Genomic DNA, 14,136 nt, shown 5'->3' with positions numbered 1-14,136 from the left:
ATGATATTAACGGGAATGTGCCTATATTCATTAACATTGGTGAATGGGACGGCGATGATGAGGAATTAGATAAGGCAGTGAAAGATGTATCTAACGCTAATCCTAATCATACTGTGATTGTGGATGATATTCCGTTAGAGGATTAAGTGTTAAAAGTTAGGTATATAGATAGAATGAAACAAATCAAAAATAAAAGAAGCTACGGTTTGTAGCTTCTTTGTTACTTTTCAAAAATTTGTATACATTTACGTAAAAATGACTTTTTATTATTATCTTTTAAAGGCGAAGCATCTACATAGTACATCCCTCTGTCAATTTATTTGTTTCCCTTTAAATAAATAATTTCAGATTGCTCAACAAGGTCTATAAAATACTTTCGTTTTCTACGTTCCCAAACAAAGTATCGCAACTCAAGTATCGTTTTACCAGTCTCATAATATGTGGAAGTAGTGTAAACCACTTTGAGATTATTGAAGTTTCTTGTTAAGTCCCTGATCAAAGTGATTATAAAAAATCCCATACAGAAAAATGGTAGAAAAAATATGAATAAAAAGATAGATGTAATAATGGTATTTAACATAGTATTCGCTCCCGTTTTTTAGATAATTATGACTGATGGGCTATATAATGGTACTTTTTTGCCTAAGTGTTAGAATATTACTCATGACTATTGGAAAACTTTTATACTAATCAATCTTAAAACCAGCCGTCATATGTTTTACAGCTTTTTTTACAATCATCGTAAGACTCTGTGAGATCCATTAATTTAGACTGCTCTGTGGCTAAATTAAAAGCAATAGCATCACTAGTTTTACCTTCAAATGCGCCTTCTAACTTATTACTTTGATCTTTTAAAATTGATTCAATTTGATCTAAGCTCGAGACGCAATTTTCTATATCTTCTTTTTCGTCGCTAATCATACTTTGTATTTCATTTTTCAATTCATGCTTTAAAGCAAATAAACGTGCTTTCTCCATTGCGATTTTGGCATCTTTTTCAGCTTCTTTTTTGATAGCATCTGTAGCATCATGTATACTTTCTCCAATTTCATTTGAAGCATCACGTATATCTTTGAACAAGTCCATTTTATCCCCCCTCAAACCAACGATATATTTCGCTGATTTCTTTGTCACGGTCTTCAAATTTTTTAGTTGCATCAATAATTTTTTCGCTAAATTGGGACAATCTTTGTTTGGTATATTTTAATTCTCCAATTGTATCTTCAAATAACGCTTCATCAAAAAAGTCATAATGGCCACTTTTTGATAATTCTTCAACGTAGTTTTCTATATCTGATGGGGAAATAAATTCATGAGAACCGCTTAACAATTTATTAACGTATTCCGATTCGATTTGTTTTGCTTGTTTTTTAGTATTTTCCATATATTTTTCTAATGCTTTTATCGCTTTATCGATATTGTGTAACTTATCTTTCATCTCTCTAGCCATTTGATCAGCTTTTTTACCGTCCACTTTAATTTTTACACTTCCACCACTGATTTCAAAAGTTTCAATTCCATGACCGGAAATAGGATTGAAAAAGAGTTTCGAAAGCTCAGAGTCATCAGCTAATATTTCTGTTCCTAAAATTGAAGATCCCAATGTAGCAATACCTATTTTATCATTTGGGTGTGCATAATCAGTTATAGTTTGATTATACTTACTTAAATCTAAGTTTTCTTTAACATTATCAGGTAATATATTGTAACCATTAGGTGCTGAAAAAGTTTTTGTTTTATCAAAATTAAATAGTACCGTCATCACCTGTGCAATTGTGCCTCCAAGACTATGGCCAGCACCATAAACATGTTTATAATTCCCTTTATTCAAAACTGACTGAGTCCAAAGATAAGCTTCGTTAAATTGATCAGCTTCTTTTGCATTATTTTTATCAACCATTTCTAGCCATTTATTATTACCAACTGTACTCGGGTTAATTTCTTTTAAGCTAGTGTCTCTGTAGATAGCTGCATTTAAAATTTTATTTGGATTAGTTTCAATTTTAATGTCATTGGTACCTAAATATATATCAGTACTAATATCAGCAGGTTCATATTTATCTGTCCCAGCATAAACAAAATACACAGTTTCATTGTCTACATTTCCTTTACTGTCTTTTGGAGACACCGCCATTGCTTGGAAGCCATTAACTTTATCGACGCGTGAAGCTTGAATTTTAAAATTGTGTAAGGCGCCATTAGCATCTTCAATTTTTGTTTCTTTATCAGAGGATTTTGTATTATAAACATTACCAGCTAGTTCGTGATATGTGTTATCTTTAGTATGAAGATTGTCCATTATTTCACCTCAAAGGATTGGTTATATTGAATAGAAAAATGATTATTATATTTATTAGTATAATATTAATATCGGGAGGGGTCTATTTAAAAATGAAACATGATCAAAAACAAAAATATTATGATGAACAAAAAGAAAGAATAATAATTTATATGAAGTATAATGTTAAAGGTTATAAAGAAATAAATTTTGAGGAGCAAAAAGAAAATCCTTTAGATGGATTTGTTATTACAGGTTATATAAATAATGACAAGACTAATACCTTTTCAGCGCATATGTGGTCTAAAGACGATTATCAATTTGAATATCTTTCAACTTATAGTGGCTATATAGCTAAAAATATGCCAGAAAACCCTAAATCAGTGTCTGAAATAAAAAAAGAACAATCTAATAAAGAAGATAAAAAGAAAGATGATTAATTAGTGATACTTTAACAGAGACTCTTACGCTGAGCAATGTCCTGTGTTGCAGTGGAGGAAATAATGCTATATTAAATAGTATAATTATGATGTACTGAATCGCAATTAAAATATCAGAGATAAGGGAAAATACTTTAAATAAATGATGCTGGGGAGAGATTTGGCAATGTATGATGAGTTAAAAAATAAACCGGAACTTAGAAAATCAATTACTCATATTACATTAAGTATTACAGTACTAACTACAATTGCAGTTATAATTAGATTGTTTACAAAAAATCCTCCAGAATCTTGGGTAAGCGCCCTTAATATTGCTGGAACAATTTCGATTGTATATTATATGGGAGTATTCAATTCAAAATTTACATACTTAAAGTGGCTTGCGATTTCTAAAAAATTTAGTTATAAAATCTTTCTAGTATTTATAGCTATCATTTTTTTTGCTTTCCCTTTTGTGCTATTGTTTGTGCACAATTTATCTGAGTATATATTTCACACTGAAAATGTTTTAGTAAATTATATTAGTAGGATTTTCATAATAATAATTATGAACTTTACATTCATTTTAATGCACGCTATGTCATTTACCATGATTATACTATTGCTAATGGCAGTTTTATCAAGAAGAATTATGAAAAAAGATAAATCAAATATATAGTAAACTACCTTGTATTATATTATAGATATAATGTAAGTAATTATAGTTGTTTTCTTAAAAAGCAGTTTGATAGTTATAAAATATTGTTATGTTTATTATAAGGGCAAAAAAAGGGCATAATTTTGAAATAAAGGGCAAGGGTGTGAAATTATTAATCATATAAGACGTTGAAAAACGCCCTGTGTTGCAGTGGGGAATGAGGTTGTGTAATTATATATAAAATAAAGGATAATGTGTCATTCTGATATAAATCTGTTTATCTATTAATGATCATAAGTAATAATAATTAAAAAGGGGTTAAAATAGTGAAGAGAAAAATTAAAAATCCAATAATAGTATTCATTATTTTTACGGCTATTATTCCAATAATTTTAGCTGTAGGCATGATTTATTTACCTCTAGTAATTAAAGTTACAGGAGATGCGAATGAATGGCTTGGATTTTGGGGGAGTTATCTTGGTGGAATCATAGGAACACTAGGTGTTCTTGTTGTGGCTCATCTTCAGCACAAAGAACAAAAAAATTTTTAAAACAGCAATTACAAGCTGAAAAAGCAGAGAATGATAGATTTTTAGAAATGGATAAATTAAGGAAAGAGATTGATTTTGCTAATTTGTATCTTGAAAAATTTATATCATATTATGATGAATATGGAAATTTGTATGAAAAAGCTATTAATAAACTAGATAGATTATTATTTATAAAAGATGAAAAACATTACTTAATAGAAAATGACTTCATTCAAGTATCTGCAACCGCTTATGAACTAGAGAAAGATTACAATCAATTAATGAATACATATAACCTATTAAAAACTATGATTACTAATTTAGATATCAGTATAGAAATAAAAAAATTAAGCAAAGATTATTTGAAGCCCCTAGAAGAATATGAATTTGAAGAATTTAAAAGAAAATATAGAGAAAATCTACGTATAGATCTTAATGAACCAGAAGTATTATTTAGTTATCAGCTTTACTTGACAGACCATTATAATAAAATTGTAGAACATGTAAAACTATTAAATGATCAATACAGATCTATTTGAAAGTAAAATTAATGGGGACAACGACTAAAAATTAGAAAGCTTTGAAAAGATTTTACTTTTGATACAGCATTCACTAAAACATTAGAAGATATATCATCCCACACGTTGCAGGCAGTGAATACGTAATTGAATACGTTAATTATGAAGTGATGTTAATTGATGTGAAGTATTTAGGTATAAAAACGCTGTAATATCAATTGTTATAAAATAATATAAACTAACGAAAAATACTTATTTCATTGAGTGGGAATAATTATATATAGCCCCCCCTTAGGTATAGGCTTAAGGGGGGGTGAGGATTTAAAATTACAATAAGGACGGTAAAGGGGGTAAGTGTTCTAAGTTTGCGTTTTAATTCATCAATAAGGCAATTTTCCGTGTTTATTTTTATATAAAATTTCATATTGTTTAGGATCTTCTTGTTTTAAATCATAAATTATAGTTTCGTCTACTATTTTTCTAATTCAAGTGTATTAAGCTCCAGTCATTTGTTGTTATTATAAATATTTTTTGTACTGGGTTGTTATTTATATGATTAATTAGCCTAGGAGTATCTGTTTCTATTATTAGAGCACATTTTACAGGATAGTAAATAGCAAAGTCTCCGTGATAAATTGTGTTTCTCTTTCATAGAGGTTAACCTCTAAGGTTAAATTACTCAATTTGAAGATTGTGTTTTGAGTTATATTTTTAGGAATAATTCGATTATCTACTATTTGTTTTAGGTTGCCTATTGAACGAGTGTGTATCGTCCCTTTTGTGTAATCGAAATTATTTAAAGCTCTTAAAACATTTGTTAATTTATACTCGTTAATATAACCCTTTACTAAAGCCATCCGTTTATCGCTACCTATAAAATCTTTCAGTTTTTTTGTTGAATTCATTTTTGTTTTGCATAATATTTTATCCTTTCCATTAGTTGATCGTTTTCATTTGTTCAAATCTCTATCCATTTGCTCGGTTACAGGGCTGTGTATTTGCAGAGTAATATTATGATTGGAGTAACCAACGCGTTCCGTATTCGTTTTGAGTGACGCAGCTAGCTGCGATAATAGTGACATGTGGCTTATAACACATTGTGTAATTTATTGTGTGTTTTGCGATGTCTATATTGGTTGCAGATTGTTGTATATTTCACTTAAAGGGCATTTATAAAAAAAGAGGCCAGATGACGTATCATCTGACCTTCAGCTAAAACGCTGAGAATATGTCATTCTTCAAGAGAATGAAGCCGGAATGGTTACCGGGAATTTGTAAATCAATTATATCAGATGTAATATTACAATTCAATTGGAAAAGAACTTTATCTTTAATTGCTTTTCGATTTCATTCATGTCATCTTCTGAAATTATTATCGTTCCAGTAGGATCAGAATCATTTATTTTGCTTATACGTCTTTTGCTTATTGTTGTAATTGCTGATATATTAACGTATGTATCTTTCCCTTTGTGCTTAGAATAAACACCTATCACTCTATACAGTTCATTAGCTTTTTGATTTAAGTTAGACAAAAGCTTTTTATCTTCTGTGCTAAGTTTAATGTCAATATCTCTATATTTTTGGGCTAATGCTTGTACTTTACTACTGATATCGATAATCTGTTTTTTTAAATCTGTTGCTGTTAGATTTAGCACCGATTCGTTTAACTTCAAATAATTTTTATTACCTTTGGAAGAAAGTGGAACTATTGTAACTGTTTCTTTTCCTTTATTGTCTTTGTTATCTAATATTACACAAAAATGATTACCAGAAAACTCACTACCAATATTACTCCCTAGTTTTACATATACCACTGTTCCCCTGCTATATGATTTATAATATCTTTTTTTATTGCTTGTAACATCGCTATGTATAGCAATTGAATAAAACTCTAGCCAATGAGGCATGTATATAACTTTCAAGTTTTTACTATCGGATTTTGAATAAGCTTGTTTTAGTTTTTTGTTTGACGTATTTAATTTACTATTTGCTTGATTGATATTTTTAGACATTAAATAGTGTTCTCCTAATCATTTTATTCTTCTTTATATCAGCATTATTAGCACTGAAATTAACATGAATGGTACGAAAATAGATGTTACTATAAAACCAACAATTTTTATTAGGTGGAACTCATCAATTTTGTATTTAGCAAATTTCGCAATGACCTCCTATTTATTCGCTTTTTATAGTTCATGTATGTGTAAAAAAGCCTATATTGAACATCTAATTATAAGCGAATTCCTAATGCTAAAAGCAATCTAACTTACTTAAATATTATTATGAGTTTTTATTGAAATTGAATAAATTTAAACTATTTCTTAGTCTCTCCATATCGTTAGAAGTTGGTTCTTTATATAATCAGATAAATTAGAATCTTCAAGTAATGTATCTTTAAAAAGTTCAGTTTCTAAATCAACTCTAATATTTGAAGTTAGAAAATTTTCTATTTCATATATAGATTCACAATCAATTTTGTTGCTGTCATATATATAAACACTATATTTAATTAAATCATTTAGTACGTTTAAAAGAATTTGATGAACTTATACAAAAGTTTCAAGAAATAGAAAAAATATCTTCTGATATAAGTTTGGCGACCGAATTAAATGACGCACAAAAATGGATGAAATTAAATTAAAATGCGATATACATGTTTCAGTGGTGTTGTTGTGTATGGTGATATTAAAGTCTGTGAAAATAATCATGGCGAATTAATCAAAAAGTACTGCAATTATAAAAATATCATATATATGTGATTGTATTTTATTACGATGAAGTAAATGATTTAAAGCAGATACATGTTCCATTTTTAAATGTTGAACTTCTTTGCGTAATTTTATTAACTCTTTTTCATCACTTTTTAAATTATCTTGATGATTGAAGGATTCAGTATTTTGGTGTTGTTTTATCGAATTTGAGAAAATTGAGGGTTTTAAATCATACTCGCGTATAATTTCATTCTTAAGCTTACCATTTTCATATAATCTAACCACTTGTAACTTAAACTCTGAACTAAATGTTCTTCTTTCTTTTGTCATAATAAAATTGACTACTTTCTTAATTTAACAATATCTATTCTCATAGAATTTGTTCAATTAAGTGTAGACGATTCACTGACACATCATGAGTACGTAAGGAATTTTGATCGTTCATTGTTATTGCTTTATGTTTTAAGAAATGTGCTATTGAAGGGTTTAAAGATGTTTGGAATTTCTTGGTTTCTTGACTTATATAGTTATGAAAGAGGGCGTTGTCCTTTATTAAATTTCTGAGATCAGAAATGCTATAAATAAAATGATTAAGATTTTTTGTTTTCATGTAATTTAAGAAATGGATTTGTTTTTTGTGGGTTATTTTTAATTCTGTTCTTAAATGGTTTGAATTTTGCGGTTGCAAATATGATAGCTGCTTCTTTTGACAAAGTAATAGAACCTTTTTCTTCTGGTACCACGATATTCACTCCTTGTACAATTCAATTTAAGTCTTATAAAATAATTTTACTATACAAAATAGGTTGTGTAAATAGTTTCTTATTGTTACCAAATAATTCTCTTAAAAGCGTTATGCAATGCCAAACAACACTAATGGGGTGTAACTACTTCCCTGTGAATATTTTATTAGCATTATTTACATACACGTTCTTTAATGTGAATTTTTAAAATTACAGTTTACATGTAACGTTGTGCAATGTATTCTGTATATAGAAGTGTAAAAACACAATTGGGTTGGTAGTCCCAATGCAGTTTTAAAACTGTCAGTAACCTTCCTCCTCGGGTCGTCCGTCATTTCTAATAAAACTAGAGGAGGGATAGCATGGAGCTATCTATTTTTTACAATGGGCAATTTTTTGTAGCATTAGTAGAATATAAAATGGTAAATAATTCTAAATTTATCCAATACACATTTGGGAATGAACCTGATGATTTAGAGGTATTAGATTTTATTCATCATCAATTAATGAAAAGTATTGATGATGTGCAAACTATTGTTTGTACTAAAAATATTTCAAGGAAAGTAAATCCGAAAAGGCTACAAAGACAAATTGCTAAAGAGCAAAAGAAACCTAAATACTCTACCCAAGCACAAATAGCTATTAAGAAAGAATTAGAACTAAAGAAAAAACAAAAACGGAAGCGCTATAAAGAAAAACGTGATGCATTTCAAAAAAGAAAAAGAGAAATTAAAAAGGTCAAAGCCAAAGAGAAGCATAAGGGGCATTAGCAATACGACAAATAAATTAAAACAAAATGATTTATAGGTGGTTGGGATGATTTTAATTAGTTCGTGTTTGATAGGCGATAATGTAAGATACGATGGTGGTAATCAATTGAATGTTAGATTGAAAAAATTAATAGACAGCGGAAAAGCTATTCACGCATGTCCAGAATTACTTGGTGGATTATTAATTCCTAGAGAACCTGCAGAAATTATTGGTGGCGATGGTTTTGATGTGTGGAATGACGCTGCAAAGGTTGTTACTATTTCGAACAAAGACGTAACTGACGATTATAAACATGGAGCAATAGTTACATTAAAAATTTTGAAAAAATATCAATGTGATACAGTTATTTTAAAAGCAAATAGCCCATCATGTGGATCACAAGAGATATATGATGGGAATTTTACAGGAAATAAGAAAAAGGGTGTAGGTGTGGCAACTGCTTTACTCATTAATGAAGGTATAAAAGTTTATGATGAAAATACGTTTTTTGACCAAAACATGATTGAAACGATAGTACATGAAAAGTAAGGATTGAGAATATAAGCAATGGACTAATTTATTGAGTTGCGTTATTTCTTATAAAAATAATTTTTAAAATTGTTTTAATAATAGTTTGATTGTGATAATATATCAGTATAGATAATTTAGTTAACAGACCCATGAAAGTAGAAACCCCACCATATGGGAATTTCGAAATCATGGGTTTTTTGTTTTAAAGGATTGATGCAATAGATAAAGTAGCCATTCTAATATATGGAGAATTTATCAGTTCAAAATTAAAACAGATATGGGTTTTCTTCATTAAATAAACTTTCTATAAGGAAACAGAGGCAACGCTACTGTCACCTCTGCTTGACATACCAGGATGAAATACTCTGAGTTTATGAACGTCCACATCCAAACCCTCCAAACCCTCCAAACCCTCCAAACCCCAGTCTGCACCTACTCCTCCCCCAAACACCAATTCTTACCAAAGCATTGATATGAGTGCCAATACTGGCAATGTGCCTTGTTTGAAAAAGATACTAATATTGCTTGAAAGGCCACCATAAATAGCAACGCCAATGATATACACTAAAATAGCTGCGCATATTTCTTTTGGATTACTGCTGATAAACAAACCGTATATTAGCAAAACTCCGATTAAACCGTTATATACGCCTTGGTTCTTCAAAAGTACGTTAATATTTTTGTCTTTCAATTTACCAATGCTAATATTAAATGTTTCACTTGTTTTCCTTGAAGTTGTTGCGAATGTTTCGAGATACATAATATAGAAAAACTCTAATGCTACAAATATGATTAAAATTGTCGAGATGATATTCATTGTAACGCTCCTTTAGTATTAAATATTTTCTTGTAAAAATGATTGCAGTGTCTGTGGTTGATCATTGACTAATTGTTGGAAATCATTGGATTCTTGGTCTAATAGTCCTCTTGCTCCTGCGTCGTACATTGATGCCAATAATGCACCAAAGCCTTTAGGTTCATCGTACATTTCTGCAAATGTCTCTAATGAAACGGGTTCATATTTAATTTCTGTGCCTGATGCCTCAGATAAAATAGCGGCAAGTTCCTTCATATCATAACTGTAGCCTGATAATAAATAACGTTTGCCCCAAGTATCTGGATTTTTAATAATAGCAATGACACCTCTAGCAATATCATTTCTAGTAATATAATTAATACGACCATCACCAGCTGGATAAATCAGTTTATGCATATTCATCAATTCTGGTAAATATGGTTTAAGTGGATCCATGTACATTGCCATTCTTACATACGTATAATCAATGCCACTTGTTGCCAATAAACGTGATGCATATCCGAAATAAGGGCTCATATGGAATGGATTATTATGCTGATCTGCGTAATAACCTATGAAAATGATATGAGCAACGCCACTTTGCTTTGCGGCATATACTAAATTTTCCACTTCAGGAATACGTTTAAATGATGGATGGATAATACTTGGAATAAACACAACGGTATCCATTCCTTTAAATGCTTCTACCATGCTTTCTTGATTAAAATAATCTAATTGTCGAACAGGAACTTTTCCGCGCCAATCTTCTGGAACTTTCTCAACATTTCTAACACCAATGTGAAAATGATCTATGTGATTTGCAATGGCTTGATTTGTAATATGTGTGCCTAAATGACCTGTAGCACCTGTTAACATAATATTCATTCACTTCATCTCCTAATCTTTATATACATAACATAATACTTATTCGATGATTTTCAAAACATTTGATTTAATAAAAAATTGTAATCTGTATTTATTGTCGCTGTGTATAGTAAATTCGTATATGTTATTAATGTTGGAAATACCGTAATGACGCGTTTTAGTTGATGTGTGTCACCATAATCTTTGATAATTTTTACATGGTACTGCGACGATATGGTGTCATTTTTGTGTCTGAAAGTTTTACAGTTTTTAAAATTAAAATGGTATAAAGTGTGAATTGTATAAAAATGAGTCTCGTAGGATAAGAATTGATTAATAACAGTTAGCATTTTATTAATTACCTTAACAATGATTCAAGTTTAGTTAAATGAGGTTTAATTTGAAAGGGAATAGCGCCTCAATATAATGTAGGTAGATTGTTCATATTACGTAATTGAAAAATCAAATTTAAATAGATTGGGGCTAAAAATTATGAAATTTAAAGCGATAGCAAAAGCAAGTTTAGCATTGGGAATGTTAGCAACAGGTGTAATTACGTCGAATACACAATCAGTACAAGCGAAAACAGAAGTAAAACAACAAAGTGAGGCTGATTTAAAACTTTATTATAGTGGACCAAGTTTTGAATATAAAAAAGTAACTGGATATGGATTTATTGAAGGTAAAGATAGATTCATTGATTTTATATACAATGGACAATATAATAAAATATCTTTAGTTGGTTCTGATAAAGATAAATATAATGAAGAAGTTAACCCAGATATAGATGTGTTTGTTGTTAGAGAAGGAAACGGTAGACAAGCTGATAATCATTCGATTGGTGGCGTAACAAAAACTAATAGAGGAGTGTATTACGACTATATACACACACCAATTCTTGAAATCAAGAAAGGTAAAGAAGAACCACAAAATAGTCTGTATCAAATTTATAAAGAAGACATTTCGCTAAAAGAACTTGATTATAGATTAAGAGAACGTGCAATTAAGCAACACGGCTTGTATTCAAATGGTCTTAAACAAGGTCAAATTACAATTACAATGAAAGATGGCAAATCACATACAATCGATTTAAGTCAAAAACTTGAAAAAGAACGTATGGGTGATTCTATCGACGGCAGACAAATACAAAAAATTCTAGTAGAAATGAAATAATACTTTCTAACAGCAAAGCGCTATGTTGAATCGTGCTTGTTATGGAAATATATGGAAGTTAAGCGACGTACTGTTGCTTAGCTTCTTTTTTTGAGGGTCAAAGTTAGAAAACTCACACAAACAGTCGCACCACGCATTATCTTTTACTTAACTAGTTTAATCATATTTTATGAATAGTTAAAAAAGGGTTAATGTGAATATCAGCATACAGCTCCTATAATATGGTTGTATGATTCAATTTACGTAATAAAACAATCTAATCTAATATATTGGAGCATACAATTATGAAAATGAAATCAATTGCAAAAGTAAGTTTAGTCTTGGGTATTTTAGCTACAGGTGTAAATACTGTAACGGAACAACCGGTGCATGCCGAAAATAAACATGTTCAAGTAAGTCAAAATAGTAAAAATTTAAAAGCGTACTATACTCAACCGAGTGTTGAATATAAAAATGTGACAGGTTATATCAGTAGTATTCAACCTAAACCAGGCACTAAATTTATGAATATGATAGAAGGTAATACAGTTAATAATCTAGCTTTAGTTGGCAAAGATAAGGAACACTATCATACGGGTGTACATCGCAACCTTGATATATTTTATGTTAATGAGGATAAGAGATTTGAAGGTGCAAAGTACTCGATTGGTGGTATCACAAAAGCAAGCGATAAAGTTGTCGACCAAGTAGCAGAAGCAAGAGTCATTAAAGAAGATCACACTGGTGAATATGCATATGACTTTTTCCCATTTAAAATAGATAAAGAAGCAATGACATTGAAAGAGGTTGATTTTAAAATAAGAAAACATCTTATTGATCATTATGGTCTTTATGGGGAAATGAGTTCAGGAACAGTTACTGTCCAAATGAAATACTATGGCAAGTATACAATTGAATTGGATAAAAAGTTACAAGAAGACCGAATGGGCGATATCGTCAAAGTTATAGATATTGATAGAATTGAAGTCAAAGTTAAAAAAGCATAATACTTAGATTGGTCGTCGTAATGAATTGAAATTGCAATAGTGAGGTTAAGTGATGATAAAACATTACTTAACTTCTTTTTTATGTCTTAAAATCATTTCAATGATACGTAGTAACACCACATAAACCTTGAAAGTACTCATTATTTTTTGCTTAAATGACTTAATAATACTTCAACAATTGTTAAACGAGGGTTAATGTGAATAGACCAATACGTCTTCTATAATGAAGTTGTATGATTCTAATTACGTAAAGAACAATCGAATAATTACGATTGGAGCATACAACTATGAAAATAAGAACAATTGTGAAAGCGAGTTTAGCGTTAGGGCTTGTAACAACAGGTGCAAGTATAGTAACAACGCAATCGGCCAAAGCAGAAGTAGCATCAGCACTTAAATCAGAACAGTTAGCAATGATAAGCGTATCACCAAGCGCAATCACAACTACAACGCTAGCAGTGAACGCAGAACAAAATCATACGGCTAATCCTGAACAGGCGGCAAAGTCTAACACAGAAAATGTATCAACATCGCCTTCAACTAAAACAGAACAGACACCAAAATCTAACATACAAAAAGCAACCCAACAAACACCAAGCGTAACTACAACACCTCCACCAAATGCACAACCGCAATCAACACAACCAACACCAAAACCAACAACACCGCCTTCATCTAGTGTAGAAACGCCTCAACCGCAATCGCCTACCACAAAACAAGCACAAAAGAAAATAAACCCTAAATTTAAAGGTTTAAGATCATATTATACGAAACCAAGTTTAGAATTTAAAAATGAGTTGGGTATTATTATCAAAAAATGGACAACAATAAGATTTATGAATATTGTTCCAGATTATTTCATATATAAAATAGCTTTAGTTGGAAAAGATGATAAGAAATATGGTGAAGGCGTGCACCGACATGTCGATGTATTTATCGTTTTAGAACAAAATAAATATGGCGTAGACAAATACTCGGTCGGTGGTATCACAAAAGCAAATAGAAAGAAAGTTGATTACAAAGCAGGAATCAGTATTACTAAAGAAGATAAAAACGGTACAATCTCACATGATGTTTCAGAATACAAGATTACTAAAGAAGAGATTTCCTTGAAAGAACTTGATTTTAAATTGAGAAAACAACTTATTGAACAACATAATCTGTACGGTAATATTGGTT

General features: G+C 30.1%; 16 protein-coding genes and 2 pseudogenes. 10 read left to right on the top strand and 8 right to left on the bottom strand.

Going from position 1 to position 14,136, the window contains the following annotated elements; translation table 11 throughout:
- Positions 1 to 696: 696 nt before the first annotated feature.
- Complete coding sequence (locus HMPREF2658_RS08805) at positions 697 to 1,086, bottom strand: hypothetical protein (protein WP_070854354.1); 390 nt, start codon at positions 1,084 to 1,086, stop codon at positions 697 to 699.
- Position 1,087: 1 nt separating this feature from the next.
- On the bottom strand, positions 1,088 to 2,299 hold the full coding sequence (locus tag HMPREF2658_RS08800; RefSeq protein WP_000369272.1) for a hypothetical protein: 1,212 nt from the start codon (positions 2,297 to 2,299) through the stop codon (positions 1,088 to 1,090).
- 26 nt (positions 2,300 to 2,325) lie between these two features.
- Between HMPREF2658_RS08800 and HMPREF2658_RS08795 the strand changes: the two genes are divergently transcribed.
- From HMPREF2658_RS08795 to HMPREF2658_RS08785, 4 genes are all read left to right on the top strand, one after another.
- A complete protein-coding gene (locus HMPREF2658_RS08795) occupies positions 2,326 to 2,718 on the top strand; it encodes a DUF1433 domain-containing protein (protein WP_170963202.1) in 393 nt (130 codons plus the stop codon).
- A gap of 166 nt (positions 2,719 to 2,884) precedes the next feature.
- Positions 2,885 to 3,376 carry a hypothetical protein gene (locus HMPREF2658_RS08790; protein WP_000271813.1) on the top strand — a complete coding sequence of 164 codons (492 nt, stop codon included), beginning with the start codon at positions 2,885 to 2,887 and terminating at the stop codon, positions 3,374 to 3,376.
- A 305-nt stretch (positions 3,377 to 3,681) separates the two neighbouring features.
- On the top strand, positions 3,682 to 3,906 hold the full coding sequence (locus HMPREF2658_RS14710) for a hypothetical protein (RefSeq protein WP_124748049.1): 225 nt from the start codon (positions 3,682 to 3,684) through the stop codon (positions 3,904 to 3,906).
- Positions 3,807 to 4,424, top strand: coding sequence for a hypothetical protein (locus HMPREF2658_RS08785; RefSeq protein ID WP_054194478.1), 618 nt, complete (start codon positions 3,807 to 3,809; stop codon positions 4,422 to 4,424). Before HMPREF2658_RS14710 ends, HMPREF2658_RS08785 begins: the two co-directional genes overlap by 100 nt.
- Positions 4,425 to 4,783: 359 nt before the next feature.
- Here the strand turns inward: HMPREF2658_RS08785 and HMPREF2658_RS14245 are convergent.
- Together HMPREF2658_RS14245 and HMPREF2658_RS08775 are read right to left on the bottom strand one after the other, a co-directional pair.
- Positions 4,784 to 5,321 (bottom strand): annotated as a pseudogene (locus HMPREF2658_RS14245) (hypothetical protein).
- A gap of 389 nt (positions 5,322 to 5,710) precedes the next feature.
- The gene (locus HMPREF2658_RS08775; protein ID WP_000041875.1) at positions 5,711 to 6,415 is read right to left on the bottom strand and encodes a type II toxin-antitoxin system PemK/MazF family toxin; all 705 of its coding nucleotides are present in this window, start codon (positions 6,413 to 6,415) and stop codon (positions 5,711 to 5,713) included.
- A 509-nt stretch (positions 6,416 to 6,924) separates the two neighbouring features.
- Between HMPREF2658_RS08775 and HMPREF2658_RS14925 the strand changes: the two are divergent.
- Positions 6,925 to 7,044: pseudogene (locus tag HMPREF2658_RS14925) on the top strand (pathogenicity island protein); the annotation flags it as partial.
- A gap of 73 nt (positions 7,045 to 7,117) precedes the next feature.
- Here the strand turns inward: HMPREF2658_RS14925 and HMPREF2658_RS08770 are convergent.
- Together HMPREF2658_RS08770 and HMPREF2658_RS08765 are read right to left on the bottom strand one after the other, a co-directional pair.
- A complete protein-coding gene (locus HMPREF2658_RS08770) occupies positions 7,118 to 7,444 on the bottom strand; it encodes a transposase (protein ID WP_000159788.1) in 327 nt (108 codons plus the stop codon).
- A 260-nt stretch (positions 7,445 to 7,704) separates the two neighbouring features.
- Positions 7,705 to 7,857 (bottom strand): hypothetical protein, encoded by a 153-nt coding sequence (locus HMPREF2658_RS08765; RefSeq protein WP_000248845.1) that lies wholly within the window; start codon positions 7,855 to 7,857, stop codon positions 7,705 to 7,707.
- A gap of 362 nt (positions 7,858 to 8,219) precedes the next feature.
- Here HMPREF2658_RS08765 and HMPREF2658_RS08760 point away from each other — a divergent pair, with 362 nt between their 5' ends.
- Entirely contained in the window at positions 8,220 to 8,627 is a 408-nt protein-coding gene (locus tag HMPREF2658_RS08760) for a DUF2992 family protein (protein ID WP_000423535.1), read from the top strand.
- A 46-nt stretch (positions 8,628 to 8,673) separates the two neighbouring features.
- Positions 8,674 to 9,156 (top strand): 2-thiouracil desulfurase family protein, encoded by a 483-nt coding sequence (locus tag HMPREF2658_RS08755; RefSeq protein ID WP_000600864.1) that lies wholly within the window; start codon positions 8,674 to 8,676, stop codon positions 9,154 to 9,156.
- 439 nt (positions 9,157 to 9,595) lie between these two features.
- On the opposite strand, the gene HMPREF2658_RS08750 is transcribed toward HMPREF2658_RS08755, so the two are convergent.
- Positions 9,596 to 9,955, bottom strand: coding sequence for a DUF1304 domain-containing protein (locus HMPREF2658_RS08750; protein WP_001021616.1), 360 nt, complete (start codon positions 9,953 to 9,955; stop codon positions 9,596 to 9,598).
- A gap of 18 nt (positions 9,956 to 9,973) precedes the next feature.
- Positions 9,974 to 10,819 (bottom strand): SDR family oxidoreductase, encoded by an 846-nt coding sequence (locus HMPREF2658_RS08745; RefSeq protein ID WP_001024379.1) that lies wholly within the window; start codon positions 10,817 to 10,819, stop codon positions 9,974 to 9,976.
- A gap of 471 nt (positions 10,820 to 11,290) precedes the next feature.
- Between HMPREF2658_RS08745 and HMPREF2658_RS08740 the strand changes: the two genes are divergently transcribed.
- The 3 genes from HMPREF2658_RS08740 to HMPREF2658_RS08730 form a co-directional block, all read left to right on the top strand.
- Entirely contained in the window at positions 11,291 to 11,971 is a 681-nt protein-coding gene (locus HMPREF2658_RS08740; protein ID WP_000668998.1) for a superantigen-like protein SSL1, read from the top strand.
- 284 nt (positions 11,972 to 12,255) lie between these two features.
- A complete protein-coding gene (locus HMPREF2658_RS08735; RefSeq protein ID WP_000782835.1) occupies positions 12,256 to 12,957 on the top strand; it encodes a superantigen-like protein SSL2 in 702 nt (233 codons plus the stop codon).
- Positions 12,958 to 13,244: 287 nt separating this feature from the next.
- Positions 13,245 to 14,136, top strand: an 892-nt coding sequence (locus HMPREF2658_RS08730; protein WP_070854352.1) for an exotoxin beta-grasp domain-containing protein, incomplete at its 3' end; no start/stop codon positions are given.

It is taken from the genome of Staphylococcus sp. HMSC062H10, from assembly GCF_001836945.1.
Lineage (GTDB): Bacteria > Bacillota > Bacilli > Staphylococcales > Staphylococcaceae > Staphylococcus > Staphylococcus aureus.
The sequence above is the reverse complement of the archived record's forward strand: the minus strand, read 5'-3'. Positions and strand labels throughout refer to the sequence as shown.